General features: G+C 74.9%; 28 protein-coding genes. 21 read left to right on the top strand and 7 right to left on the bottom strand.

Going from position 1 to position 25,792, the window contains the following annotated elements:
- Window positions 1-6 precede the first annotated feature (6 nt).
- From ACU616_RS12470 to ACU616_RS12390, 17 genes are all read left to right on the top strand, one after another.
- A complete protein-coding gene (locus tag ACU616_RS12470) occupies window positions 7-444 on the top strand; it encodes a flagellar hook capping FlgD N-terminal domain-containing protein (protein ID WP_446758780.1) in 438 nt (145 codons plus the stop codon).
- 98 nt (window positions 445-542) lie between these two features.
- Window positions 543-1,784, top strand: coding sequence for a flagellar hook protein FlgE (locus tag ACU616_RS12465; RefSeq protein ID WP_446758779.1), 1,242 nt, complete (start codon window positions 543-545; stop codon window positions 1,782-1,784).
- A gap of 347 nt (window positions 1,785-2,131) precedes the next feature.
- Window positions 2,132-2,416 (top strand): flagellar FlbD family protein, encoded by a 285-nt coding sequence (locus tag ACU616_RS12460; RefSeq protein ID WP_446758778.1) that lies wholly within the window; start codon window positions 2,132-2,134, stop codon window positions 2,414-2,416.
- 3 nt (window positions 2,417-2,419) lie between these two features.
- Entirely contained in the window at window positions 2,420-3,190 is a 771-nt protein-coding gene (locus ACU616_RS12455; RefSeq protein ID WP_446758777.1) for a motility protein A, read from the top strand.
- Between the two features lie 4 nt (window positions 3,191-3,194).
- Complete coding sequence (locus tag ACU616_RS12450; protein WP_446758776.1) at window positions 3,195-4,127, top strand: flagellar motor protein MotB; 933 nt, start codon at window positions 3,195-3,197, stop codon at window positions 4,125-4,127.
- On the top strand, window positions 4,124-4,600 hold the full coding sequence (locus tag ACU616_RS12445) for a flagellar basal body-associated FliL family protein (RefSeq protein WP_446758775.1): 477 nt from the start codon (window positions 4,124-4,126) through the stop codon (window positions 4,598-4,600). Before ACU616_RS12450 ends, ACU616_RS12445 begins: the two co-directional genes overlap by 4 nt.
- A gap of 126 nt (window positions 4,601-4,726) precedes the next feature.
- A complete protein-coding gene (locus ACU616_RS12440) occupies window positions 4,727-5,689 on the top strand; it encodes a flagellar motor switch protein FliM (RefSeq protein WP_446758774.1) in 963 nt (320 codons plus the stop codon).
- Complete coding sequence (gene fliN / locus ACU616_RS12435) at window positions 5,686-6,444, top strand: flagellar motor switch protein FliN (RefSeq protein ID WP_446758773.1); 759 nt, start codon at window positions 5,686-5,688, stop codon at window positions 6,442-6,444. Before ACU616_RS12440 ends, fliN begins: the two co-directional genes overlap by 4 nt.
- Window positions 6,441-6,860 (top strand): FliO/MopB family protein, encoded by a 420-nt coding sequence (locus ACU616_RS12430; protein ID WP_446758772.1) that lies wholly within the window; start codon window positions 6,441-6,443, stop codon window positions 6,858-6,860. The genes fliN and ACU616_RS12430 overlap by 4 nt, the downstream gene beginning before the upstream one ends.
- Window positions 6,860-7,681 carry a flagellar type III secretion system pore protein FliP gene (gene fliP, locus ACU616_RS12425; RefSeq protein ID WP_446758771.1) on the top strand — a complete coding sequence of 274 codons (822 nt, stop codon included), beginning with the start codon at window positions 6,860-6,862 and terminating at the stop codon, window positions 7,679-7,681. The genes ACU616_RS12430 and fliP overlap by 1 nt, the downstream gene beginning before the upstream one ends.
- 73 nt (window positions 7,682-7,754) lie before the next feature.
- Complete coding sequence (fliQ, locus tag ACU616_RS12420) at window positions 7,755-8,030, top strand: flagellar biosynthesis protein FliQ (protein ID WP_446758770.1); 276 nt, start codon at window positions 7,755-7,757, stop codon at window positions 8,028-8,030.
- Between the two features lie 5 nt (window positions 8,031-8,035).
- Window positions 8,036-8,800 carry a flagellar biosynthetic protein FliR gene (gene fliR, locus ACU616_RS12415; RefSeq protein ID WP_446758769.1) on the top strand — a complete coding sequence of 255 codons (765 nt, stop codon included), beginning with the start codon at window positions 8,036-8,038 and terminating at the stop codon, window positions 8,798-8,800.
- Between the two features lie 6 nt (window positions 8,801-8,806).
- Window positions 8,807-9,955, top strand: a complete 1,149-nt coding sequence (locus ACU616_RS12410) for an EscU/YscU/HrcU family type III secretion system export apparatus switch protein (RefSeq protein WP_446758768.1) — start codon at window positions 8,807-8,809, stop codon at window positions 9,953-9,955.
- A 162-nt stretch (window positions 9,956-10,117) separates the two neighbouring features.
- The gene (flhA, locus tag ACU616_RS12405; protein WP_446758767.1) at window positions 10,118-12,148 is read left to right on the top strand and encodes a flagellar biosynthesis protein FlhA; all 2,031 of its coding nucleotides are present in this window, start codon (window positions 10,118-10,120) and stop codon (window positions 12,146-12,148) included.
- Window positions 12,129-15,125, top strand: coding sequence for a hypothetical protein (locus ACU616_RS12400; protein ID WP_446758766.1), 2,997 nt, complete (start codon window positions 12,129-12,131; stop codon window positions 15,123-15,125). Before flhA ends, ACU616_RS12400 begins: the two co-directional genes overlap by 20 nt.
- Window positions 15,122-15,358, top strand: coding sequence for a hypothetical protein (locus ACU616_RS12395; RefSeq protein ID WP_446758765.1), 237 nt, complete (start codon window positions 15,122-15,124; stop codon window positions 15,356-15,358). Before ACU616_RS12400 ends, ACU616_RS12395 begins: the two co-directional genes overlap by 4 nt.
- Window positions 15,359-15,523: 165 nt before the next feature.
- Window positions 15,524-16,456, top strand: coding sequence for a type IV toxin-antitoxin system AbiEi family antitoxin domain-containing protein (locus ACU616_RS12390; protein ID WP_446758764.1), 933 nt, complete (start codon window positions 15,524-15,526; stop codon window positions 16,454-16,456).
- 95 nt (window positions 16,457-16,551) lie between these two features.
- On the opposite strand, the gene ACU616_RS12385 is transcribed toward ACU616_RS12390, so the two are convergent.
- From ACU616_RS12385 to ACU616_RS12370, 4 genes are all read right to left on the bottom strand, one after another.
- On the bottom strand, window positions 16,552-17,847 hold the full coding sequence (locus ACU616_RS12385; RefSeq protein WP_446758763.1) for a PhoH family protein: 1,296 nt from the start codon (window positions 17,845-17,847) through the stop codon (window positions 16,552-16,554).
- Window positions 17,848-18,096: 249 nt separating this feature from the next.
- Complete coding sequence (locus ACU616_RS12380) at window positions 18,097-18,492, bottom strand: hypothetical protein (protein ID WP_446758762.1); 396 nt, start codon at window positions 18,490-18,492, stop codon at window positions 18,097-18,099.
- 3 nt (window positions 18,493-18,495) lie between these two features.
- Window positions 18,496-19,713 carry a DUF885 domain-containing protein gene (locus ACU616_RS12375; protein ID WP_446758761.1) on the bottom strand — a complete coding sequence of 406 codons (1,218 nt, stop codon included), beginning with the start codon at window positions 19,711-19,713 and terminating at the stop codon, window positions 18,496-18,498.
- Between the two features lie 13 nt (window positions 19,714-19,726).
- Window positions 19,727-20,506, bottom strand: a complete 780-nt coding sequence (locus ACU616_RS12370; RefSeq protein ID WP_446758760.1) for an isoprenyl transferase — start codon at window positions 20,504-20,506, stop codon at window positions 19,727-19,729.
- Window positions 20,507-20,642: 136 nt separating this feature from the next.
- On the opposite strand from ACU616_RS12370, the gene trhA reads away from it, so the two are divergent.
- Complete coding sequence (gene trhA / locus ACU616_RS12365; protein WP_446758759.1) at window positions 20,643-21,461, top strand: PAQR family membrane homeostasis protein TrhA; 819 nt, start codon at window positions 20,643-20,645, stop codon at window positions 21,459-21,461.
- A gap of 18 nt (window positions 21,462-21,479) precedes the next feature.
- Here trhA and ACU616_RS12360 read toward each other — a convergent pair whose 3' ends face one another.
- Genes ACU616_RS12360 through ACU616_RS12350 form a run of 3 tightly spaced genes read right to left on the bottom strand, consistent with a single transcriptional unit; the run spans window position 21,480 to window position 24,070 of the window.
- Window positions 21,480-22,733 carry a geranylgeranyl reductase family protein gene (locus tag ACU616_RS12360; RefSeq protein ID WP_446758758.1) on the bottom strand — a complete coding sequence of 418 codons (1,254 nt, stop codon included), beginning with the start codon at window positions 22,731-22,733 and terminating at the stop codon, window positions 21,480-21,482.
- A 30-nt stretch (window positions 22,734-22,763) separates the two neighbouring features.
- Complete coding sequence (locus ACU616_RS12355) at window positions 22,764-23,423, bottom strand: maleylpyruvate isomerase N-terminal domain-containing protein (protein WP_446758757.1); 660 nt, start codon at window positions 23,421-23,423, stop codon at window positions 22,764-22,766.
- Between the two features lie 20 nt (window positions 23,424-23,443).
- Window positions 23,444-24,070, bottom strand: a complete 627-nt coding sequence (locus ACU616_RS12350) for a hypothetical protein (RefSeq protein ID WP_446758756.1) — start codon at window positions 24,068-24,070, stop codon at window positions 23,444-23,446.
- 303 nt (window positions 24,071-24,373) lie between these two features.
- Here ACU616_RS12350 and ACU616_RS12345 point away from each other — a divergent pair, with 303 nt between their 5' ends.
- From ACU616_RS12345 to trxA, 3 genes are all read left to right on the top strand, one after another.
- Complete coding sequence (locus tag ACU616_RS12345) at window positions 24,374-24,928, top strand: AMIN-like domain-containing (lipo)protein (RefSeq protein WP_446758755.1); 555 nt, start codon at window positions 24,374-24,376, stop codon at window positions 24,926-24,928.
- A gap of 75 nt (window positions 24,929-25,003) precedes the next feature.
- Window positions 25,004-25,435: a winged helix-turn-helix transcriptional regulator gene (locus tag ACU616_RS12340; protein WP_446758754.1), complete on the top strand. Its 432-nt coding sequence runs from the start codon at window positions 25,004-25,006 to the stop codon at window positions 25,433-25,435.
- Window positions 25,432-25,767, top strand: coding sequence for a thioredoxin (gene trxA / locus ACU616_RS12335; protein ID WP_446758753.1), 336 nt, complete (start codon window positions 25,432-25,434; stop codon window positions 25,765-25,767). The genes ACU616_RS12340 and trxA overlap by 4 nt, the downstream gene beginning before the upstream one ends.
- The last annotated feature ends 25 nt before the right edge of the window (window positions 25,768-25,792 follow it).

Here is a 25,792-nt window from a genome sequence, read left to right as displayed (position 1 = left end):
GCAGCGATGACCGGGCCCGTGAGCGGGGTGGGCGCCAGCCAGGCCGCCGCCGCGGCCGCCGCGACCGCCACCGCCACGTCCTCGGTGGACCGGTCCGACCAGATGGGCAAGGACACGTTCCTGCAGCTGCTGGTCGCCCAAATGCGCTACCAGGACCCGGGCAACCCCACGAGCACGACCGAGTTCATGTCGCAGACGGCGACGTTCAGCCAGGTCGAGAAGCTCGAGGAGATCGCCTCGCAGAACGCCTCGCTGCTGTCCCTGCAGCGCTCCCTATCCGCCGGCGCGCTCGTCGGCCACACCGTGAGCTGGACCGGCGAGGACGGCACCACCCGGACCGGGTCGGTCTCCTCCGTCCGCTTCAGCGGCAACGAGCCCACCGCCGTCGTCGCCGGCACCGAGGTGCCCCTCGGCCGGCTCACCGAGATCTCCCTCCCGGCCTGAGAAAGGACCCCCTGCCCCCCGCCGCTCGCACGCTCGCGGCGGGGCCCTGCAAGGGGGCCATCCCCTCCTCCGCTCCCCCCTCCTGAGAGGACCTCCCCGTGCTCCGTTCGATGTTCTCGGCCATCTCCGGCCTGCGCGCCCACCAGACCAAGCTCGACGTCACCGGCAACAACATCGCCAACGTCAACACGGTGGGCTACAAGTCGAGCCAGACCGTCTTCGAGGACACCCTGTCCCAGGTCATGCGCAACGGCTCGGCGCCGACCGACCAGGCCGGTGGCACCAACCCCGCGCAGGTCGGCCTCGGCGTCAAGGTCGCCGGCATCACCACCAACTTCGGCCAGGGCTCGACGCAGAACACCGGCCGCGCGACCGACTTCATGATCAGCGGCGACGGCTTCTTCGTGACCAGTTCGGGCAACGAGACGCTGTTCACCCGCGCCGGGTCCTTCGACTACGACGGCCTGGGCAACCTGGTCACCCCCGACGGCGCGAAGCTGCAGGGCTGGACGGCCCAGGACGGCACCGTCAACCCCAACGGCCCGATCGGCCCGCTCACCATCCCGTTCGGCCAGGTCATGGCCCCGGTGCGCACCGACTCGGGCACCGTCGTCGGCAACCTGTCGACGGCGTCCACCGCGGCCGACCCGCTGGCCACGCCGCCGGTCGCGGCCACCGCGGTGCAGACGCAGATCACCGCCTACGACTCGCTGGGCACCGCACACCAGATCGCCCTGACGTTCACCAAGGCCGGCGACAACCAGTGGGACGTGGCCGCCAGCGAGGGCGGGACCCCCATCGGCGGCGCCCAGCGGCTGGCCTTCAGCCCGTCGTCGGGCCTGCCGGTCTCCGGCACCACGTTCACCGTCCCGGTGACCGGGGCCAACTGGCCCGGCGGCGGCATCGCCATCGACCTGGGCGGGATGACCGAGTTCGGCGGCAAGACCTCGCTCACCCCGGACGACGTCGACGGCAACGCCATGGGCACGCTGCAGTCGATCTCGCTCAGCAACGACGGCACGATCATGGGCGTCTACTCCAACAGCCTGCGCGAGCCGATCGGCAAGCTGGCGCTGGCCACCTTCGCCAACCCCAGCGGCCTGTCCAAGGCCGGCAACACCAGCTACCGGGTGGGCGACAACTCCGGCCAGGCGGTCATCGGCGAGGCCGGCGCCGGCGGACGCGGCTCGCTGACGGCGGGGGCGCTGGAGATGTCCAACGTCGACCTCGCCGAGGAGTTCACCGGCCTGATCGTCGCCCAGCGCGGCTTCCAGGCCAACAGCCGCGTCATCACCAGCTCCGACGAGATCCTCCAGGACCTGGTCAACCTCAAGCGCTGACAGGAGGACCCCGCGCCTGCGGCCCGGCACCCGTTTCCCCGGGGTGCCGGGCCGCGCCTCGTCGGCCCGGGGCCAGGGTGCCGCGACCGGCCTCCCGCTGCACCGGCTCGTTCCGTGTCACGCGGGTCCGATCGGGCCGGCAGGACCCGGAACGAGCCGGGGGAGCGACCCCGCCTCCCCGCCCGCGGGACGCGTGTGACGTGCGGGAACGCGGTGCCGTGTCACCCGCGCGGGGGAGGCGGCCGGCCCGGTTCGGCTCAAGCCGCCCGGGCGCCGGGCCGATGGTCTGTGCAACCGCCACCGCACCACCGCGGCCGCCCCCGCCCACCGAGCAAGAGGACCCACCCGTGATCCGTGTGACGCGCCTGAACGGGGAGCACTTCGCGCTCAACCCCGACCTCATCGAGCGGGTCGAGGGCCATCCCGACACCGTCCTGTTCCTCGTCGACGGCACCAAGTACATCGTCCAGGAGAACGTCGAGGACGTGCTCGACGAGATCCGCGAGTACCGGGCCAGCATCCTCGCCACCGCCTACGCGATGGACCGCGGCACCTACCGCACCCCCGACCAGCCCGCCGACGACGCGCCACGCGCCTCCGTCGTGCCCTTCCCGGCCCGCGAGGAGCGCTGACCCGTGGACCCCGCCACCCTGATCGGGTTCGCCGTCTCCGTCATCGCCCTGCTGGTCTTCATGACCCTCGAGGGCGTCGCCCCGACAGCGCTGATCTTCCTGCCGGCGATCGTCCTGGTCATCATCGCGACCTTCGGTGCGGCGGCGGCCAGCCAGACGCTGGACGACCTCAAGAACCTGCCGAAGTGGTTCAAGATGGCCTTGGTGCCGGCCAAGGTGCCGCCGCCGACCGAGCAGATCCAGACGCTGGTGACCCTCGCGGAGAAGGCCCGCAAGGAGGGCCTCCTCGCGCTCGAGTCGCAGGTCAAGCAGCTCGAGGACCCGTTCCTCAAGCGGGGCCTGCAGATGGGCATCGACGGCACCGACCCCGAGGAGCTGCGCGCGGTCCTGGAGAGCGAGATCGCCGCCAAGAAGGCCGAGGACAAGGTCGCCGCCAAGTTCATGAACGCCATGGGCGGCTACGCGCCGACCATCGGCATCCTGGGCTGCATCGTCGGCCTGATGAACGTGATGGCCAACCTGAACACCCCGGAGACGCTCGGCCCGATGGTCTCCGCGGCGTTCATCGCCACGCTCTGGGGCGTCATGGCGGCCAACTTCTGGTTCCTGCCGATGGGCGCCAAGATCCTCCGGGTCAGCGAGCTGCAGGCCGCGCAGATGGAGCTGCTCGTCGAGGGCATCACCGAGATCCAGGCCGGCACCAGCCCCCGCGCCGTCCGGCTCAAGCTGACCTCCCTCGTGCCGCCGAGCTCCCTGGCCAAGGAAGCGGCGTGACCTGGTGAGCACCGGTCACGGCCGCCGTCACGGCAAGAAGCACGAGGAGCACGAGGAGCACGAGAACCACGAACGGTGGCTGGTGTCCGCCTTCGACATGATGACCCTGCTGTTCGTGCTGTTCGTGGTGCTCTTCGCGATGAGCAAGGTGGACGAGCAGAAGTTCGCGGCCCTCGCCAGCGGCATGTCCGAGGCCTTCGGCGCCCCGGTCAGCGCCATGCAGGGGTCCGCGAGCAACCCGGATGCCTCGGTCCTGGACTCCCTCGACGCCGCCGTCGACGTGCAGATCCCGCCGGCCCCGGCCGCGCAGGAGTCGGTCGACGCCGCGGCCGCCCAGGCCGCCGCGCAGGAGGCCGCGCGGGTGGCCGCCGAGGCGAAGGCCGAGTACGACGAGCTGGCCGCCGCGCGCGACGCCATCGACGCCGCACTCGCCGCGGCCGGGTACGCCGACACGGCCCGCTACGAGATCGACGAGCGCGGCCTGGTCGTGCACATCGTGTCCGACCCCGTCCTCTTCGGTCCCGAGGAGGCCGACCTGCGGCCGCAGGGCCGCGACATCCTCGACGCGGTCGCCCCGACGCTGGCGGGGCTGTCCAACCGGATCGGCGTCGAGGGGCACGCCAACCACCTCCCGGTCACCCCCGGCGGGCGGTGGCCGTCGAACTGGGAGCTGTCGGCCTACCGGGCGACCACCGTCGTCCGGTACCTGGCCGCCGCCGGCATCCCGCAGGACCGGCTGTCCGGCACGGGCTACTCCGACACCCGCCCGCTGGTGCCGAGGACCGACCCGACCGCCGTCACCGTCAACCGCCGCGTCGACATCGTCGTGGTGTCGAACGCCTCCGCCGAGGCCACCGAGCTGCTACCCGGCCTCGACGCCCCCGCTCAGGCCGCCGCCGCACCGGCCGCGCCCGCACAGGAAGGCACCCACGAGTGAGCACCAAGAGCAAGGCGAAGGACGCCCCCACCGAGGGCGAGGAGGCCGCGGGCGGCGGCAAGAAGAAGCTGCTCGTCGTCCTGGCCGCGCTGCTGGTCGCAGCCGGCGCCGGCGCCTACTTCTTCCTGTTCGCGGGCAGCGGCGAGGCAGCGGCCGAGGAGCCGGTCGCCGGAGAGGTGCTCGCGCTCGATCCGGTGACGGTCAACCTGGCCGGCGGCGGGTACCTCAAGATCGGCATCAGCCTGCAGACGACCGAGGACGCCGCCTCCGGCGGTCACGGCGGCGGCGGGGTCGACGGGTCCAAGGCCCTCGACCTCCTCATCTCCACCTACTCGCAGGCCCAGCCGGCCGACGTCACCGGCGCCCGCGAGGCGCTCAAGGAGTCCCTCGAGCACCAGATCGTCGAGGCCTACACCGACGAGGGCGTCGAGATGGTCATGGGCGTCTACCTCACCGAGTACGTCACCCAGTAACCCCAGGCCCCACCGGCCACACCCCAGTGGCACCCCGGCGCACCACGCGTCACACCCTCCCCGGCTGACCGGCGGCGCACCGCGCCGCCGGTCAGTTCACGTTCGGGCCCCGCCGATGAGGGGACCGTGACCCGCCCCGACACCGCGCCCCCCGGGCCCGGTCCGCAGTCGCCGGCCGTGGGCGGCCGCAGCCGGCGTGGTGCGCCCCGCACCTACGATTTCCGCCGCCCGACCAAGCTCTCCCGTGAGCACGTCCGGGTGCTGCAGATCGCCCTGGAGGCCTTCGCCCGCCAGGCGACGACGGTCCTCACCACGCTGCTGCGCACCGGCGCCCGGATGGAGCTGCTCGGCATCGAGCAGCACTCCTACGACGACTACGTCGCCACGCTGCCCAAGCCGAGCTTCCTGTCGACGTTCACCCTCGAGCCGCTCGCCGGCAAGGGCCTGCTAGCCTACCCGCTCGACATCGCGATGGCCAGCGTCGACCACATGCTGGGCGGCTCGGGGGCCGCCCAGCAGCCCGAGCGGCCGATGACGGCGATGGAGACCACCATCACCGAGCAGCTGCTCACCCGGCTGCTGCAGGAGTTCACCGCGGCCTTCGCCCACGTCGTCGAGCTGCAGCCGGAGTCCGACGGGATCGAGTACGACCCGGCGCTCGCCCAGGCCGCCGCAGGCTCCGACACGGTGATGGTCGCCCGCCTGACCATGTCGATCGGCACCCGCGAGGGCGACGCCTCGCTGGTGCTGCCGTTCTCCTCCTTCGCGCAGGCCCTGAACAACGCCGCCTCGCCGCAGCTGTCGGAGTCCGCGCAGCGGGAGCGGCAGCGCGCCGCGGAGGCCCTGGCCGAGCGCCTGGAGCTGGTGCCGGTGGACGTCAGCGTGCGGTTCACGCCGCTGGAGGTCTCCTCCGAGGACCTACTCTCCCTCGCCGTCGGTGACGTCCTGCTGCTGCGCCACCCGCGCGACGCCCCGCTGGAGGTCACCACGAACGACGTCACGTTCGCCCACGCGATCGCCAGCAACCACCGGCGTCGGCTGGCCGCCGCCATCGTCCCCACCCCGTCGGCCGCGAAGGACCCCGCATGACCGCCACGCTCGACCCCACCCAGGCCCACTCGCAGGCGTCGGAGACCATCACCGCCGTCGTGGTCGCCGCCGCGCGCGCCGCGGCCGTCCTCGTGCCGGCCAGCACCGAGCTGGCCCCGGGCGCCGCGGTGACCGACCCCGACGCGGTGCCGATGCCGCCGTCCGCGGCCGCCGCGGTCGGCGCCCGGCTCTCCGGCGAGGTCACCGGCGACGTCGTCCTGGTGCTCTCCGCCGAGGTCGTCGAGGCGCTGGACAACTCCCCCGTCGGCCCGATGGACGTCGCCACGGCGCTGCGCCCGGCGCTGGAGGCGGCCGCGGCCACCCTCGGCCGGGTCCGGGTCGACGCCGAGCGGACCGAGGACCCGGTCACCGCCCTCGACGGGCTGCGGGACAAGGGGATGTTCGTCGCCGTCCCGCTCGTCGCCGGCGACGACCACCAGGCGACCCTCGCCCTGCAGGTGACGCTGCCGACGGCGGCGCGCACGCAGCGCGGCAGCCTCGACCTGCTGCGCCACGTGGCCATGGAGGTCACCGTCGAGATCGGCCGCACCCGGATGACCGTGGGCGAGCTGCTCTCCCTGCACCCCGGCGAGGTGGTCGAGCTCGACCGCGCCGCCAGCGCCCCGGCCGACCTGCTGGTCAACGGCACCCTCATCGCCCGCGGCGAGGTCGTCGTCGTCGACGAGGACTTCGGCCTGCGGATCCGCGAGATCGTCACCGACGCCGCCACCGAGCTCGGGCAGGCGACGTCATGACGTGGATGGTCATCCGGCTGCTGCTGTCGCTGGCCTTCGTCGGCGGCGTGCTGTGGTTCGCCGCCCGGCTGGCGCAGAAGCGCGGGCTCGGGCAGTCCGGCGGCATGGTCGACGTCGTCGCCCGCCAGCGCCTGGGCCGCACCAGCACCGTGAACGTGGTGCGCATCGCCGACCGCGTGCTCGTCGTCGGCGCCACCGAGGAGCAGGTGACCCTGCTGGCCGAGCTCGACGGCGACGCCGTGGAGGCGACGCTCGCCGAGCGCGCGGCCACCTCGCCGGCCGGTGCGGACGGCGAGCCGCTGCCGGCCGCCCGTCCCGGCGGGCGGGTGGGCGGCGCGCTGGCCGGCTCGGTCCTCGACCGCAACGGCTGGGCGGGCTTCGTCACGCAGCTGCGCGACCGGACGGTCCGCCGCTGATGCGCCCCTCCCCCGCCGCCGCCCGCGGGTTGCCCCGCCGGGTCGCCGTCCTGCTGCTGGCCCTCCTCGGCTGCGCCGTCGCCGGCGTGCTGCTGGCCGGGCCCGCCGCGGCCGCCCCGACCGCGCCCACCGCGCCGACCGCACCGACGGTGCCCGCCGTCGACGGCGGCGTGGACATCTCCGTCGGCAACGGCAGCCCGAGCACCCCGATCACCCTGATCCTGGCGGTCACCGTGCTGTCGGTGGCGCCGTCGGTGCTGCTGCTGTGCACCTCGTTCACCAAGATCGCCGTCGTCCTGTCGCTGACCCGCAACGCGCTGGGGCTGCAGTCCTCCCCGCCGAACTCGGTGCTCACCGGCATCGCGCTGTTCCTCACGCTGTTCGTGATGGGCCCGGTCATCAGCGACGTCAACGAGGTCGCTGTCCAGCCCTACATGGACGTGACGATGACCGTCTCGCAGGCCTACGACGCCGGCGTGGTGCCGCTCAAGGAGTTCCTGCTCGACAACACCCGCGACGACGAGCTCGAGCTCATGGTCGGCCTGTCGGATGAGGAGCAGCCCGAGGACCGCTCGGCGGTGACCATGACGACGCTGGTGCCGGCGTTCGTGCTCTCCGAGCTCAAGACCGCCTTCATCATCGGGCTGGTCGTGTTCATCCCGTTCCTGGTGCTGGACATGCTGGTCAGCGCCGCGCTCATGGCGATGGGCATGATGATGGTGCCGCCGTCGATCGTGTCGCTGCCGTTCAAGCTGCTGCTGTTCGTGGTCGTCGACGGCTGGGCGCTCATCACCACCGCGCTGGTGGGGAGCTACACGTGAGCGAGCTCGCGAGCTCACGCGTGAGCACGGCAGCGCCGCGAACGACGGCGACGAGCGCCAGCGAGGAGTCGTCGTGAGCGACGCCGACGTCACCGAGATCGCCGTCCAGACGATGATGGTGGCCGCCAAGGTCGCCGCCCCCGTCCTGCTGACGGCGCTGCTGGTCGGCTTCCTGATCTCGCTGTTCCAGGCGGCGACCCAGATCCAGGAACCGACGCTGTCCTTCGTGCCGAAGATGATCGCGGTCGCCATCGCGCTGCTGGTCACGGGCAACTGGGTCCTCGCGGAGCTGGTCAGCTTCACCCAGACCCTGTTCGACTCGCTGCCGCGGCTGCTCGGGCGGACCTGACCGGCATGGACCTCGAGGTCCCGGCGGTCACCCTCGCGGCGCTGCTGCTGGCCACGGCGCGGGCGGCCGGCTTCGTCCTGCTGGCCCCGCCGTTCAACACCCGCGCCGTCCCGGCGCCGGTCAAGGGGGCGCTGGCCCTCGCCCTGGCGGTCGCCCTGGTCGACCGCGTGGCGCCCGGGCTGCCCGAGCCGACGACGGGCTTCCTCGTCGTCACCGCGGTCAGCGAGGTCGCGATCGGCGCGGCCCTGGGCTTCGTCGTCCAGCTGTTCTTCACCGCCGTGCAGTTCGCCGGCGAGCTGCTCGACGTCACCGGCGGGTTCACGCTGCAGCCGGCCTACGACCCGCTGGCCATGACGATGAACTCCGTCGTCGGCAAGCTGCACTCCCTGCTGGCGACGACGCTGCTGTTCACCAGCAGCGGGCACCTGCTCATCGTGCGCGGGTTCGCCACCTCCTACGAGGGGCTGCCGGTGTCCGGCGGGTTCCCGGCCGAGTCGGTGGCCTCCGTGGTCATGACGGCGTTCTCGATGATGTTCCTGGCCGCGCTGCAGATCGCCGGGCCGATGGTGGCGGTGCTGCTGCTGGCCGACGTCGCCCTGGCGCTGCTGTCGCGGGCCGCCCCGGCGCTGAACATCTTCGCGATCGGCTTCCCGGTCAAGATCATGCTGACCCTCGCCCTGCTCGGGCTGACCTTCCCGCTGCTGCCGCCGGCCCTCGACGCCCTGCTCGAGCAGGCCACCCGCGCGGTCGTCGGGTTCCGGAGCGGGTGAGGGCGGGTGGCCAAGGACGGCCCGGGTGGTGAGAAGACCGAGAAGCCCACTCCCCAGCGCATCAAGAAGGCGCGCAAGGACGGGCAGATCCCGCGGACCCAGGAGCTGGGCACCTGGGCGGGCGTGGCGGTGGCCAGCGCGCTGCTGCCGATGCTGGTCGGCAACGCGTTCGACGCGGTGGGCCGGCTGTTCGTGCAGATCGGCTCGGTGGCCGAGCACCCGGAGCCAGAGGCGCTCTCGGCGCTGCTCGGTCAGGCGCTGTCGGCGTTCCTCGGCACGCTGCTGCCCACCGCGATCGGCCTGATGCTCGTCGGCGCGCTGGCCTCGGCGGCCCAGGGCGGGGTCACCGTGTCGGCCAAGGGCATGAAGCCGACGCTGCAGAAGCTCAACCCGCTGCCCGGGATGAAGCGCATGTTCGGCACACACGGCCTCTGGGAGGCGGTGAAGGCGGTCCTGAAGACCGCGGCGCTGGGCACGGTCGTCGTCGTCACCAGCTCCCGGGCGCAGGCGCTGGTGTCGGCGTCGGGCGCGCTGCCGCTGTCGGCGGTGGTCGCCGGCTTCACCAGCAGCGCCGTCCTCATGTTCCGCGTCGTCGCCGTCACCGGCCTGGTCATCGCGATCGCCGACTACGTGATCGTGCGCATGCAGATCATGAAGAAGCTGAAGATGAGCAAGTACGAGATCCAGCAGGAGCACAAGCAGTCCGAGGGCGACCCGCACGTCAAGGCCCAGCGCCGCGCGGCCGCGCTGGCCATGGCGCGCAACCGGATGATGAGCGACGTCGCCACCGCCGACGTCCTGCTGGTCAACCCGACCCACGTCGCGGTCGCCCTCAAGTACGAGCCCGAGCGCGGCGCGCCCCGGGTGGTGGCCAAGGGCGCCGACGAGATCGCCGCGACGCTCCGCGAGAAGGCCGCCGAGGCGTGGGTGCCGCTGGTGCAGGACGTGCCGCTGGCGCGCGCCCTGCACGCCTCCTGCGAGATCGGCCAGGAGGTGCCCCCGCAGCTGTTCACGGCCGTGGCCCGGGTGCTGGCCTTCGTTCTGCAGCTGGGCAACCGGGGGGTGCGCGGCGGCTTCCACCGGCCCGGCTTCGAGGCCCCCGACGTCGCCGGGCTGCCGAAGGCCGGCCGCAGGCGGGTGCCGATCGCCTCCTGACCGACCGAGGCACAGGGAGCTCTCCCCACGTCCGGGACGCCCGGGACGTGGGGATCGCCTCCCGTGCCTGCACTCCTGGGGTGGGTGGGGCGCGTGGGGCGCGCTGCGACCGGAGCGGTGCCGCGCTCGACTGGACCTGCCGATGCAGGACCCGTGCGAGGGATGACGAAGGCCGCCGTGCCGATCGGCGTGGTCGCCATCGTCCTGATGCTGGTCGTGCCGCTGCCGGCCGCCGTGCTGGACATGCTGCTGGGCTTCAACGTCACCGCGTCGCTGCTGATCCTGCTGGTGTCGATGCAGATCAGGCGCCCGCTGGACTTCGCGGTCTTCCCGTCGCTGATCCTCATCGCGACGCTGTTCCGGCTGGCGCTCAACGTCTCCTCGACCCGGCTGGTGCTCACCGACGGCTACGCCGGCAAGGTCATCGAGGCCTTCGGGCACTTCGTCATCGGCGGCTCGCTGGTCGTCGGCCTGGTGATCTTCGTGATCCTCACGATCATCCAGTTCGTCGTCATCACCAACGGTGCCGGGCGCGTGGCCGAGGTCGGCGCCCGCTTCACCCTCGACGCCATGCCCGGCAAGCAGATGGCGATCGACGCCGACCTCAACGCCGGACTGATCAACGAGAAGCAGGCCCGCAAGCGCCGCAGCGAGGTCACCGCCGAGGCCGACTTCTACGGCTCGATGGACGGCGCGTCGAAGTTCGTCAAGGGCGACGCGATCGCCGGCATCATCGTCACGCTGATCAACCTGATCGGCGGCTTCGCCATCGGCGTCATGAGCAAGGGCATGGCCCCCGCCGACGCCGTCTCCACCTACTCCCTGCTGACCGTCGGCGACGGCCTGGTCTCGCAGATTCCGGCGCTGCTGCTGTCCACCGCGACCGGCATCATCGTCACCCGCTCGGCCACCGAGGGCGACATGGGCAGCGACCTGCTCGCCCAGCTCGGCCGGTTCAAGCAGCCGGTGCGCATCGCCGGCGGCGCGGCCCTGGCGCTGTGCCTCATCCCGGGCCTGCCCAAGCTGCCGTTCCTGGTCATCGGCGGGTTCTTCCTCGTCATGGCCGCGCGGATGAAGGAGGCCCAGCCCGAGGACGACGAGGCCGCCACCCCGGCCACGTCCGACGAGCCGGCCCCGGACTCCCCCGAGGCGATCGCCGAGAAGATGCGGGTCGACCCGCTCGAGCTCGAGGTGGCCTTCGACCTGGTCGACCTGGTCGACACCAACCGCGGCGGGGACCTGCTCGACCGGGTCAAGGCGCTGCGCCGGAAGGTCGCGATGGAGACCGGCCTGGTCATCCCGCTGGTCCGCACCCGCGACAACCTCGACCTGCCGGCGTCGCAGTACGTCATCTGGCTCAACGGCGTCCCGGCCGCGAAGGGCTCCTCTCCCGCCGGCACCGTGCTGGCCATCGGCGACTCCCTCGACGGGCTGCCCGGCCGGCCCACCCGCGAGCCGGTGTTCGGCCTGCCCGCCAAGTGGGTGCCGGTCGAGCTGCAGCGGCAGGCGGAGATGGCCGGCGCGACCGTCGTCGACCGCTCCTCGGTCATCACCACCCACCTGGCCGAGGTGGTCCGCCAGAACGCCGCCGAGCTGCTCGGTCGCGAGGACGTGCGGCTGCTGGTGGAGATGGTGCGCCGCTCTCACCCGGTCGTCGTCGAGGAGCTCACCCCGTCGCTGCTCACCCTCGGCGAGGTCCAGCGGGTGCTGCACGCGCTGCTGGCCGAGAACGTCTCCATCCGCGACCTGGTGCGCATCTTCGAGGCGCTGTCGGTCCGGGCGAAGGTGTCCACCGACGTCGACGGCCTGGTCGAGGCGGTGCGGTCGGCGCTCGGCTCGGCGATCAGCCACCCCTACGTCACCCCCGACGAGCGGCTGCACGTGCTCACGCTGGAGCCGGCGTTCGAGCAGCGGCTGCTCGAGGCGGTGCGCCAGAGCGACGGCGGGCAGGTGCTGGCGCTCGACGCCGGCTCGGTCGACGCGCTGGTCACCGGCTGCAGCGGGCTGCTCGAGGACGCCGAGAGCCACGGCCTGGCGCCCGTGCTCGTCTGCTCTCCCCAGGTCCGGGCCGCGCTGTCCCGCCTGATGCGCCAGGTCCTGCCCCGCCTTCCGGTGATCTCCTACTCGGAGGTCTCCCGGACGGCACAGATCGAGTCACTGGGAGTGGTGAACGGTGCCGTTGCCATCCGTTGAGGCGCCCACGCCCGAGGCGGCCGTCGCCGCGGCGCGCGAGCGCTACGGCCACGCGGTGCGGATCACCGGCATCCGCCGCATCCGCTCCGGCGGGGTGCTGGGCTTCTTCGCCACCGAGCGCTACGTCGCCGAGGTGGAGGACGTCGAGCCGGCGCCCGCGGTCCACCGCCGGGCCGCCGCGCACGGGGCTCCCCGTCGCGACCCGGCTCCGCTGTCGGAGTCGGCCCGCCGGATCGAGGCCGCGCTGAGCCGCGACGCCGGCCCGCTGGCCGACTCCGACATCCGGCCGCTGTCCGGGCCGCGACGGGCGGCTCCCCGTCCCGCCGCGGCCCGCCCGGCTCCCCGGCCGGCCGCGTCCCGTCCGGCCGGCCGCGCCGCCGAGCTGCCCGACCCGGTCGCGGAGCTGGCCGGCCTGTTCGGCACGGACGGCGACCAGCCCGAGGTGGACCTCTACTCCCGAGCCGCGTTCCCCACGGCCGCCCGGCGTCCCGCCGCTGCCCGTCCCGCCGCCGTCCCTGCCGCCGCCGTCCCTGCCGGTGCTGGCCGGACTGCCGGTTCGTCGCGGGCCGCCACCGGCGGCTGGGCCGCCGTCGCGGACGCCCCTGCGGTCGCCGCCCCGGCCGCGTCCGGGCGGACGGCGGCCGCCGCCGCGCGCCGCCCCGGTCGCGCGCCGGTGCGTCCGCCGGTGACGCCGGCCGACGACGCCGCGGGTCCCTCGCTGTTCACCGCCGCGCTGGCGCAGGTCGTCGCCGGGGACCGCGAGGTCCGCGAAGCCGTCGACGACGCCGTCGCCTCGGCGGCGGCCGCCTCCGCCGCTGCCGCGCTGCGCTCCGGCGCCGCCCTGGTCGAGGAGCCCGCTGCCCCGTCGGTCGTGCGGACGTCGGCCCCCGCACCGGCGGCTCCCGCGATGCCACTGGCGGCCGCGCTGGCCGCGGTCGCCGCGTCGGCACCCGCTCCGGCTGTCGCACCGGCCCCCGCGCCGGCCGCCGTCCCCCCGCCGGTCGAGGTCGCCGAGCCCGTCCCGGCCGCCGCACCGACTCCTGCCCCGGTCCCGGTGGCCGAGCAGCCCGCCCCGGCCCCGGTCGTCGAGGCCCCCGCCGTCAAGGCCCCGGTGGTCGAGGCCCCGGTGGTCGAGGCCCCGGTGGTCGAGGCCCCGGTGGTCGAGGCGCCCGTGACCGAGGCCCCCGCCGTCGCGCCCGAGGTGGACATGTGGGCCGAGCCGGTCCCGGTCGTCCGCGCGTCGGCGCCCACGCGGCCGGTCGCGCCCCGGCCGGCCGCCGCCGCGCCCGCCGTCGCCACGACCCCCGTCGATGAGGCGCCCGTCGATGAGGCGCCCGAGCCGGCTGCGGCCGACGAGCGCACCGCCCACGAGATCGCCGACGAGGACGCCGACGACGAGTCCCTCCTGGCCGAGCTCCTGGGCGACCCCGTCCAGGACGAGCAGCCGATCGAGACCGCCGCCGAGACCGCCGCCGAGACCATCGCCGAGACCATCGCCGAGACCATCGCCGAGACCATCGCCGAGACCATCGCCGAGACCGCCGCCGGCAGCGTCGTCGCCACCGTCCAGAGCCGTGCCGTCCCCGAGGTCACCGTCGCCGACGAGCCGGCCACCGACGTGCTGCCGGCCGTCGTCGTGGAGCCGATCGAGGTCCCCGCGCCGCAGCCGGTCGCCCCTGAGTGGGCCGCCGAGGACCTGTCGGCCGGGCCGGCCACCGGGCGCGAGGAGGCCATCGCCGAGGTGCTGCGCGCCGCGCTCGCCCACGACACCCCCGACGACGCGCTCACCGACATCCTCCGCGGCGTCCTCCCCAGCGCGTCCACCCAGGGCGGCGTGCACCGCGGCCGCCCGCCGGTCCCCGCGAGCTCGCGCCGCGTCGACCGGGAGCCGGCCTGGGTCGACGCCTCGGCCGAGTCCGACGAGTGGGAGGTCGCGACCGCGGCCGAGCCGCTGGCCCTCGCCCCGACGGCGAGCGACCCGGCACCGCTGCCGCTCGACGCCACCGCCGTCCTGCCCCCGCTGTCGCTGCTGCCCCCGCCCGGCCCGGGCGCCCAGCTGGCGGTGCCGCCGCTGCTGGGCCGCCCGCCCGTCCCGCCGGCGCGGCGGCTGCCGCCCGTGCCCGGCCAGGCCGTCGCGCGGGTGGCCGCGCCCCGGCCGGCCCCGGGTCTGGCCACGGTGACCCGGCTGCCGGTCGACGCCCGCGCCGCCCGCGGCTGGTCCTCCGGCCGCGTCGTCGTCCCGTCCGTGCGCGAGCAGGCCGGCCCGTCGGGCCGCGACCTGATCGACCCGCGGATGGTCGAGGCCGCCGGCACCGTCGCCCGGCTGCGCGCGCTCGGCCTGCCCGAGGAGCTCATCGGCGCCGGCTTCACCGCCGAGGTCGCCGCGCACGGCACCTACGCCGCCCTCACCCGCGCGCTGGGTGCGGCGCTGCCCGCGGCGCCGGCGGCCCCGGGGGGTGCCGGCGAGGTGCTGCTGGTGGTCGGCCCCGGCGTCGAGACGCTGGCCGCGGCCCGCTCGCTGGCCGTCTCGATGCGCCTGGACGCCGACCGGCTGCAGTGGGCCACCCGCGGCGACCTCGCCGCCCTGGCCGCCGAGGGCAGCCGGATCACCTCGGTCGACACCGCGATCGAGCGCAAGCAGGACGCCGGCCGCGCCGGGACGCCGACCGTCGTCGCCGTCGACGCCCCGATGCGTGCCGGTGGCCGCACCTGGCTCGAGCAGGTCATGGCGATCTTCTCCCCGACGGCCGTGTGGGCCGTGGTCGAGGCGACCCGCAAGCCCGAGGACGTCGGCCCGTGGCTGGACGCCCTCCCCCGCGTCGACGCGCTCGTCGTCCAGGACACCGACCTGACCGCCGACCCCGCCGCCGTGCTGGGCCGGACGGCGGTGCCCGTGGCCCTCCTCGACGGCACGCGGGCGACCGCGCACCGCTGGGCCTCCCTGCTGTGCGAGCGGCTGGAGGACCCGGGGGCATGAGCCCGCTGCGCTGGGACGTCCTCGCTGTGGGGCTCGTGCTCGCCCTGCTGGTGCTCGCCCTCGGCCTGCGCGGCGACTTCTCCGCCGACGAGGTCGCCGTCCGGTTGCCGTGGTGCCTGCTCGCGGGCTGGGGCGCGGTGGCGCTGCTGCGGTTCGCCGCGACGCCATCCCGGCCGCCCGACGCCGGACCGGGGTCGGCCACCCCGGACCAGGACCCCACCCCGACGTCCTGACCGCTCCTGGGGTCTTCACTGCCGGTGTTCCTCGCGCACTGCCGGTCCTGCAGCACCCGCCCAGCACGAGGAACACCGGCAGTGCGGCTTTCCACAGGGAGTGCACGTCTCCACCGCCCTGCTCCGGACGTGCCGGCCAGACGCAGGTCGCGCGACGGTCGGCGCGTGGACCCCTGGGAGCTGCCGCCACCCGTGCTGCGTCGAGCCCTCGTCTCCGCCGGCTGGAGCGACGACGAGCTGGCTCGCGCACGCCGTGCCGGCGACCTGTCGCGGGTGCGTCGCGGCGCCTACGTCGACGGGCACCTGCCGCCTGCGGTCACCGACCGGTACCGGCTCCTGGTGCGGGCGACCGTCGCCGGCCTGCGCCGAGACGCCGTGGTCAGTCACGAGTCCGCCGCCGTCCTGCACGGCCTCCCGACCTGGGGGCTCCGGCTGGGCCAGGTGCACGTCACCCGCCGACCACCCGCGTCCAGCGACGTCACCCGCACCCTGCGGTGCCACGTCGCGCGTCTCGCGGACGACGAGGTCGTCGTGCTCGGCGGGCTCCCCGTCACCGACCTGGCGCGGACGGCACTCGACCTCGCCCGCTGCCTGCCGTTCGAGGTCGCCGTGGTCCTGCTCGACGACGTCCTGGCCCGCAGACCGGCAGGCCGGGATGAGCTCTCCGAGCGACTCGCGCGCATGGTCGGCACCCGTGGCAGCCGCAGGGCCGCCCGCGCCGTGTCCTTCGCCGACGGCCGGAGCGAGAGCGTCGGGGAGAGCCGCAGCCGGGTCCTGCTGCACCGGCTGGGCGTGCCTCCCAGCGCACTGCAGCACCGGGTCCACACCCCCGAGGGGCTCCTGCTGGGTCGGGCCGACTTCGCGTGGGAGGCCGAGCGGGTGCTCGGGGAGTTCGACGGGCGCGTGAAGTACGGCCGGCTGCTCGAGCCGGGTCAGGAGCCGGGTGACGTCGTCTTCGCGGAGAAGCGTCGGGAGGACGCCATGCGCGCCGAGGACTGGGGCGTCGTGCGGTGGACCTGGCATGACCTCGACCGCGACGCGGTGCTGGCCGAGCGGATCGGCCGGGCCCTCCGCGCTCGCCGACGGCGCGGGGCCTGACCAATGCCGGTGTTCCTCGCGCGGTGCCGGTCCTGCAGCACCCGCACAGCACGAGGAACACCGGCAACGGCGCCCCGGCGGCCGGCGGCCGGCGGTCAGAGGGAGAGGTCCTCCAGCATCTCGGTGACCAGCGCGGCGATCGGCGAGCGCTCGGAGCGGGTCAGCGTCACGTGCGCGAACAGCGGGTGGCCCTTGAGCTGCTCGACCACCGCGGCGACGCCGTCGTGCCGGCCGACCCGCAGGTTGTCCCGCTGGGCGACGTCGTGGGTGAGCACCACCCGCGAGCCCGAGCCCAGCCGCGACAGCACGGTCAGCAGCACGCCGCGCTCCAGCGACTGTGCCTCGTCGACGATCACGAACGAGTCGTGCAGCGACCGCCCGCGGATGTGGGTCAGCGGCAGCACCTCGATCAGCTCCCGGGAGGCGATCTCGTCGAGCACGTCCCTGGAGACCAGCGCGCCGAGGGTGTCGTAGACCGCCTGCGCCCAGGGCGACATCTTGTCGCCCTCGCTGCCGGGCAGGTACCCGAGCTCCTGCCCGCCGACGGCGTACAGCGGCCGGAAGACGACGACCTTCGCGTGCGCCCGCCGCTCCATCACCGACTCCAGGCCCGCGCACAGCGCCAGCGCCGACTTGCCGGTGCCGGCCCGCCCGCCGAGGGAGACGATGCCGATCTCCGGGTCGAGCAGCAGGTCCAGCGCGATCCGCTGCTCCGCCGAGCGCCCGTGCAGCCCGAACGCCTCGCGGTCGCCGCGCACCAGCTTCACCTGCTTGTCCGGCATCACCCGGCCCAGCGCCGACCCGCGCGAGGACAGCAGCACCAGCCCGGTGTGCGCCGGCAGGTCGGCGGCGGCCGGCACGAAGGCCTGCCCGCCGTCGTAGAGGCCGTCGATCTCGGCGTCGTCGACCGAGAGCTCGGCCAGACCGGTCCAGCCGGCGTCGACGGCGTCGTGCACGCGGTACTCGTCGGTGGCCAGGCCGACGGCGGCGGCCTTGACCCGCAGCGGCACGTCCTTGGTGACCAGGCAGACGTCGCGGCCCTCGGCGCGCAGGTTGAGCGCCACCACCATGATCCGGCTGTCGTTGCCGTCTGAGCGGAAGCCGGCCGGCAGCACGCCCGGGTCGCTGTGGTTGAGCTCCACGTGCACGGTGCCGCCGTCCTCCCCCACCGGCACCGGCGCGTCGAGCCGGCCGTGCGCCACCCGCAGCTCGTCGAGGATGCGCAGTGCCTGCCGCGCGAACCAGCCCAGCTCGGGGTGGTGCCGCTTGTCCTCGAGCTCCCCGATCACCACGAGCGGGAGCACCACGTCGGCGTCGCCGAAGCGCAGCAGCGCGCCGGGGTCGGAGAGCAGGACGGAGGTGTCGAGGACGTACGTGCGACGAACGGTCACGAGGCAGCTCCCGTGGGGCGCGGCGCGGCGCGCCCCGGCTCGAGGGGAACCGGGGCCCCGGCACAGGGGCCGGGCACCGGCCCCCTGGTCGACGGACTCGTCAGCACCAACCGGGCCTCCCGTGGACGGCGGGACGGGCCCGCCTTCCACCCCGGACGCTAGAGCCGGGAGGTGACAGGAGCACGACGCTCAGGTGGCGTGTCCCTCCTCCGGGGCACGCTCCCGCCCCGGCCGTCCCACCGGACGGGGTCAGCCGCTGCGGCCGCGCCCCGGGAGGTCGGGCGGCCAGGACTGCTGCCACGAGGCCGGCAGCTCCCGGGTCGGCGGCACGTCCCGTGCCGGCGGGCCGCCCCGCGGCGGCCGGTCCGCGCGCGGCGGCCAGTCGTCCAGCCGGTCCGGACGGCTGTCGGGACGGCGGTCGGCACGGCGGTCGGCACGGCGGTCGGGACGGCGGTCGGCACGGCGGCGCGCCGACCCCCGCCGCGGCCGCAGCGCCACCAGCGCCCAGAGCGCGGGCACCAGCAGCACCGGCCACTGCACCCGCAGGTCGCCGACCCACAGCAGCCCGGCGAGCAGCAGGACGAACAGCCAGCCCGCCGTCCACAGGCCCAGGGCCCGGGCCTCCTCCGGGTCGCGGCGGGACACGGCTCAGGCGGCCGGCAGCTCGGCGGTGACGACGGCCGGCGTCAGCGGCTCGTCGAGCAGGCGGACGAAGCGGTCGGCGACGTCCTGACCCTCGGGACGGGCCGCCAGCCAGCGGTGCAGCAGGTCGTAGCCCTCCACGTAGGTGGTGATGTAGGCCCGCCACAGCGGGTGGGTGAGGAAGCGCAGCTGCTGACGGGCGCGCTCGGCGCTCACCAGCGACCAGCGCTGGATGTAGGCGGCCACCTCGTCGGCGTCGGCGCCGCGGTCGTGCAGCAGGACGGCGGCGTCCTGGCGCACCCGGTTCAGCGGCGCGGCGGCCTCGGCGATCCGCTCGGCGAGGTGGCCGTCGAAGCGCAGGCCTAGGTCGCCGAGCACCTCGGCGGTCCACGGCCCCCAGCCGGCACCGACCGAGGCGTCGACGCCGAGGTCGGCCAGCCCCTCGGCCATCAGGCACTCGGGGGTGTTGACCAGGAAGACGGTGTGCTCGAGGTGCCCGGCGCGCTTCACCAGGCCGCGCTCCTTGCGACAGTGCTCGGTGTGGTGGCCCGGGTAGGACTCGTGCGCCACCAGGTGGGCGAGCTGGCTGAGCCGGTGCGGCAGGTCGGCGTTGACCGCCACCCGTGAGCGGTAGTCGCCCTCGTAGTAGTTGAAGCCCGACCACGGCTTGTCGGTGACGATCTCGTAGCGCACCGTCTCGACCTCCGGCAGGCCGTAGCGGCCGCGGACCCGGTCGCGCAGCGCGCTGGACAGCGCGTGCACCGCCTCCCCCAGCCGCTGCGGCGGGCACTCCTCGCGGCGGCGGTGCGCGGCGTACCGCTCGGCCAGCGACCCCTCCCCGGGCAGCAGCGTCTCGAGCTCGGCGTGCGCGGCGGCGTAGTCGGCCGGGTTCCCGAGGACGAGGTCGACCTGGAAGTAGCCGCGCACCTCGTCGAGGAAGGGCACCGGCTCGCCGCCGATCTTCCGGGCGCTGCACTCGAGACCGGTCAGCTGCCCGCGGAGGAACTCGGTCCGGTCGGCCGGCAGCCCGGCGACCTCGAGCTCGCGCAGCAGCGCCCGGGCCTGGTCGCGCAGGCCCTGCGGCGTCGGTGCCGGCTCGCTCTCCACCTCCGCGCGGATCCGCTTCTCACCGGTGTAGGCGTCGACGAAGCCGGACTCCAGGCGGTCGAAGCGCAGGCCCAGCCGGACGTACTCGAGGGGGACGTCGACGGTGCCGGAGGCCATGCGCCCGAGTCTGTCACCCACCGAATCGGCGGTGCCGCGCCGCATAGGCCCGCAGGGCGCGCAGGAAGTCGACCCGGCGGAAGTCGGGCCAGTAGACGTCGGTGAAGTAGAACTCCGAGTGCGCCGTCTGCCAGAGCAGGAACCCCGACAGCCGCTGCTCCCCGCTGGTGCGGATGACCAGGTCGGGGTCGGGCTGGCCGCGGGTGTAGAGGTGCTCGGCGATGTGCTCGACGTCCAGCACGCTCACCAGCTCGTCGAGCGTCGTCCCCCGGCTGGCGTGCTCGGCCAGCAGCGACCGGACGGCGTCGGCGATCTCCCGCCGCCCGCCGTAGCCGACGGCGAGGTTGACGTGGGCGCCCGGGCGACCGCGGGTGACCTCCTCGGCCTCCTTGAGCACGGCGACGGTCTCGGCCGGCAGCAGCTCCAGCGCGCCCACGGGCCGCAGCTGCCAGCGCCGGTCGGGCGCGGAGAGGTCCTCGGCGACGCCCTCGATGATCCGCAGCAGCGGCGTCAGCTCCGGCTCGGGCCGCGACAGGTTGTCGGTGGAGAGCAGGAACAGCGTGACCACCTCGACGCCGGCCTCGTCGCACCAGCCGAGGAAGGAGGCGATCCGGTCGGCTCCGCGGCGGTGCCCGGCGTTGGGGTCGAGCAGGCCGGTGGCCCGGGCCCAGCGCCGGTTGCCGTCGATGATCGCGCCCACGTGCCGGGGGACGTCGGCACCGACCAGCTGCCGCGCCAGCCGGTGCTCGTAGACCTGGGTCAGGGCGTCGCGGACCCACTGGCGCGCCCCCACGGGGCACACACTATGCCCCGGGACGTTCACGTTCCGCAGCCGTACCGGCGAGCCGCGGCACCCGCGCCGGGGAGTGGCAGCGACCTCACAGGCCGCTGCCGCTGCACCCGCACCGGCGGCTCCGTAACCTCGGTTCATGAGTGCTGGTGTCCCCGACGACCTCGAGCCGGTCCGGGTGCAGGCCGACGACGGAGCAGAGCTCGAGGCACCTCGCGGGACCGCCGTCGCCACCGTCCTCCACGAGGGCCAGCAGGTCGACCGGACCTGGACCGCCGCGGACTTCGCCGACGGCGACTGGGAGCACCCCGACACCCGCCCGCGGATGCGCGGCTGGCTGCACCTGTTCGCCTTCTTCGGTGCGATCGTCGCCGGTGCGGTGCTCGTCCCGCTCGGGTCGGTGCTCGGCGCGCGCGCCGGGTTCTCCGTCGCCGTCTACTGCGTGACGATCTGCGGCCTGTTCGGCATCAGCGCGCTGTACCACCGCCGCCGCTGGTCACCGCGCGGCTGGAAGGTCATGAAGCGGCTCGACCACTCGATGATCTTCCTGTTCATCGCGGGGACGTACACGCCCTTCTCGCTGCTCGCCGTCGACCAGCCGACCGGCTACTGGGTGCTGGGCACCGTCTGGGCCGGCGCGCTGGCCGGCGTCTCGCTCAAGCTGACCTGGCCGACCGCCCCGCGCTGGGTCGGCGTGCCGCTCTACCTCGGGCTGGGCTGGGTCGCCGTGTTCATCCTCACCGACATCCTGCACATCGCCGGCGTCGCGTCGCTGGTGCTGCTCGCGACCGGCGGCGTCCTCTACACCCTCGGCGGTGTCGCCTACGCGGTGAAGAAGCCCAACCCCGTGCCCGGCGTCTTCGGCTACCACGAGGTCTTCCACGCGATGACCATCGTGGCGGCGATCTGCCACTACATCGCCGTCTACTTCGCGATGTACAACTCGCCCTTCGTGTGAGGCCCGTGGGGGGCCGGCTCAGCTGAACGGCGGCCGCTGGTCCGCGCGGCCGGACAGCCGCCCGGCGGTGCGCCAGGCCCGGGCGACGACGTCGCGGTCGGCATCGGTGACCAGGTTGCCCATCACCCGCAGCGCCACGGTCATCAGGGCGCGGGAGCGCATGCCGACCGGCCCGGCCGCGGGCAGGAAGCGGGGGACGGTGAGGAGCCCGGCCAGCCGGCGGGCGATGGAGAACGCCTCGCCGTAGTGCCGCCGCAGCGTGGCCGGCCAGGCGTGCGACCAGTCGTCCTCGCCGAACAGGTCGACGACGCCGCGCCCGGTCTCCAGGCCGTAGTCGATGCCCTCGCCGTTGAGCGGGTTCACGCAGCCCGCCGCGTCACCGACCAGCGCCCAGTTGCGGCCGGCCACGCCCGACACGGCACCGCCCATGGGCAGCAGCGCCGACGCCGGCGCCTCCACCGGCCCGTCGAGCCGCCAGTCCTCGCGGCGCGCGTCGGCGTAGACCTCCAGCAGCGCCTTGAGCGCCACCCCGGCGGGACGGCGGGCGGTGGCCAGCGTGCCGACGCCGATGTTCACCTGCCCGGCCTGCGCGCCGAGCGGGAAGACCCAGCCGTAGCCGGAGAGCAGCTCGCCCTCGGCGCCCCGCAGCTCCAGGTGCGAGGAGATCCACTCGTCGTCGGCCCGGCCCGAGCGCACGTAGCCGCGGGCGGCGACCCCGTAGGCGGTGTCGCGGTGCCACTCGCGGCCCAGGACCCGGCCCAGCGGCGACCGGACGCCGTCGGCGACGACCAGCCGCCGGCAGCCGACGGTGACCGTCTCGTCGTCGGCGGTCTCGAACACGACGCCGGTCACCCGCTCGCCGTCCCGTTCGACGTCGACGGCGCGGGCCCCCTCCAGCGCGACGGCGCCGTCGGCCAGCGCCACCTCGCGGATCCGGGCGTCGAGCTCGGTGCGCGGCACCGCGCTGCCGTGGTCGGGGAACTCCCCGCCGGGCCAGGGCAGCTCCCACTGCCGGCCGAACCCGGCGGCGCGCAGGCCGCGGTTGCGGGCCCGGGAGCGCGCCCAGGAGCCGAGTCCGAGCCGGTCGAGCTCGGCGATCGCGCGCGGGGTCAGCCCGTCGCCGCAGGCCTTGTCGCGGGGGAAGACGGCGGCGTCGGCGAGCAGCACGTCGTGCCCGGCGCGCGCCGCCCAGGCGGCCGCGGCGGACCCGGCCGGTCCGGCTCCCACCACCAGCACGTCGGTCGCGGCGGGGACGGCGTCAGCAGGGGGCACCTCCCCAGTGTCCCTGGCCGGCGCGGGAACTCAGCCGAACAGGGGGAACCGGGCGGCGGTCTCCCCGAGCGCGGCGCGGTCGGCGTCGGTCAGCGGCTCCCGGCCGGTGCCGCGGCGGGCGGCCGTCGCGTCGTCCCACCCGGTGGGGAGCGGGCCGCCGCACAGGCCCTCGAGCACCCGCCGCACCTCGGCCAGCGCCTCGGGTGCGGGACCGGGCCGGTCCAGCCGCGCCACGAGGTCCAGGTGGTGGACGGCGGCCTCGACGGCCAGCGTGGACAGCAGGTCGTCGACGCGCAGGACGTGCCCCTGCGTCCGCACCAGGTCGTCGGGCCGCACCCGCCCGGCCGAGACCCCCACGGCGGCGACCAGCTCGGCGTACACGGCGGCCAGCTCCGGGAGCCCGCCGGTGACGCTGGCCCGCACCCGGGTGCGCCAGGCGACGTCGGCGTCCTGCTCGGCGCTCGGCTGCCAGGACCGCCAGTAGGCGACCGCGTCACTGGTGGCCGGACCGCCCGCCGGGGTGGCCAGCGCGACCAGACCCCGGCGGGCGTCGTCCACCAGGTGCAGCGTGAGGTCGAGGACCGCCCAGCCGCTGCACCCGCTGGGCGCCCAGCCCTCCTCCGGCGTGAGGCCGGAGACGACGGCGGAGAGGGCGGCGGAGGTCGAGCCCAGCAGCTCCGGCGAGGTCACCGGAGCAGCCTGGCAGAGGATCAGTCCAGGCGCGGGCCGCGCGCGCGGACCTCCTCCACCGAGGTCATGGCGTCGCGGAGCTCGGTCAGCCAGGCGTCGGCGTGCTGGCCGACCAGCCGCACCGCCCACACCAGCGCCTCCGACCGCGACCGGGCCACGCCGGCGTCGACGAGGGTGTCGAGCACCAGCCGCTCGGGCTGGCGCAGCCGGGTCATGACCGGCACGGAGGCGTTGGTGAACACCTCGCGGACGTCCCCGCACGCCGCGCCCCACGCCACCGAGCGGCCGTAGCGCTCCTGGGCCGCGTCGGCGATCGCCATGCGCTGCTCGCGGGTGTCCTCGCGGAAGCGGGCGATCCGCCCCGCCCGCGCGGCGGCCGGGTCGCCCTCGCCGGGGTCGGGCTCGGCCAGCGTGCCGACGACGGTGATCTCGTCGCGGTCGACCACCAGGTCGACCGGCCCGGTGAACCAGCCGTCGGGCAGGCGGCCGGCGAACCAGCCGGCCACCTCGGCCCGGTCGACGTGTGGCGGGGTGTCGGCTCCCCGCCCGCCCGGGCCGCGGCCGCGGCCACCGGGGCCGCGGCCGCGGAAGCCGGGGGCGCCCATCCGGGCGAAGGGTGAGTCGGCGAAGCGGTGGTGTCCGTGCACGACGGCCTCCTGGAGTGAAGTGCTTACGTGATTACACGGTAAGACCCACGTGGTCGTCCGGGAAGACGTCACGTGTGCGCCGAGAGCGGACACGGCACGCCCCACGTGGGTCGGCGACACCCGGACGGCGCAGACGACAGCTGCCACCCCATGGGAGGAGTCACCGCCCGGTCCTCATCAGGTGTTGCCAGCTCACGGGCTCCAGGATCGACATCTGTGGGCGATGCGAGCCATGGTGCCCACCTGCGCGTCGTCGCACTCTTCCAGCATCCGCAGTCCCCACCACCGATGCTGGAGGATCCCGTGGTCACCACCCGCACCCGCACCGCCGCCGTCCTCGCCGCTGCCGCCGTCGTGTCCGCGGCGGCCGCCCCGGCCTCCGCCGCCTCGTCCTGCGCCGTCGTCTGGGGCTCGACCCCGGAGACGGTCCAGGACCGCGGCGGCGGCGTGCTCGACGACGTCCGCGCCGGCCGCCACGACTGCTACGACCGGCTGGTCCTCGACCTGGCCGGGGTCGACGCCGCCGACGTCGGCTACGACGTCCGCTACGTGCCCGCGGTGCACGAGGACGCCTCGGGCCGGCCCGTGCCGCTGCGCGGCGCCGCCGACCTGCAGGTCGTCGTGCACACCCCCGCTTACGACGGGAACGGCGCGGCGACCTACGACCCGGCGGACGACGCCGAGGCCGTGGACGTCACCGGCTACCGCACCTTCCGCCAGGTCGCGTGGGCGCACTCCTTCGAGGGCTCGAGCACCGTGGGGCTCGGCGTCCGCGCCCGGCTCCCCTTCCGGGTCCTCGTCCTGGACGGCCCGGGGGACGGCTCCCGCGTCGCCGTCGACGTGGCACACGCCTGGTGAGCGACGAGAGCGGGGCCGCGGGTCGCCGGCCCCGTCCTCTGGCCGTTCCTGAGTACAGGGTCCATACTCAGCACCGTGGCCGTGACCGAGGCGCTCTCGCTGTTCGGGGACCGGTGGGTGCTGCTCGTCGTCCGCGAGGCGGCGCTGGGCGTCCGGAGGTTCACCGACCTGCAGCAGACGACCGGCGCCCCGCGCACCGTCCTGGCCGACCGGCTGCGCCGGCTGGTGGCCGCGGGGGTGCTCGAGCAGCGCGAGTACGTGCTGCCGGGGGCCCGGCCGCGGTCCGAGTACGTCCTCACCCCGGCCGGGCGCGACCTGCTCCCGGTCCTGGCGGCCTTCTCCGACTGGGCGGCGCGGCACCTGTCCGACGACCGCCCGCCGGACGTGACCTACCGGCACGCCGGCTGCGGCGGCCACGTGGGTGCGCACCTGGTGTGCGACTGCGGGGCCGAGCTCACCCCGGGCGACCAGCTGGTCGCCTCCGTCCTCCGTGAGGGAGTCCGATGAGCACCACCCTGCCGTCCACCACCGACGCGACGTTCGCCGCCGACGTCCTCGCCAGCGACCTGCCCGTGCTGGTCGACTTCACCGCGTCGTGGTGCGGCCCCTGCCGCATGGTGACGCCGGTCCTCGAGCAGCTGGCCGCCGCCGAGCGCGACCGCCTGCGCGTCGTGCAGCTCGACGTCGACGCCAACCCCGAGGTCACCCGCGCGTACGCCGTCCTGGGCATGCCGACGATGAGCCTGTTCCGGGACGGCGAGGTCGTGACGACCATCGTCGGTGCCCGGCCGCGGGCGGCGATCGACCGGGCCCTCGAGCCGCACCTCGCGGCGCGCTGACCGGTGCGCCGGACGGACCTGCCCG

The organism is Geodermatophilus sp. URMC 62 (assembly GCF_052931475.1).
Note: the sequence above shows the minus strand (reverse complement) of the source record. Positions and strands in the feature narration are given on the sequence as shown.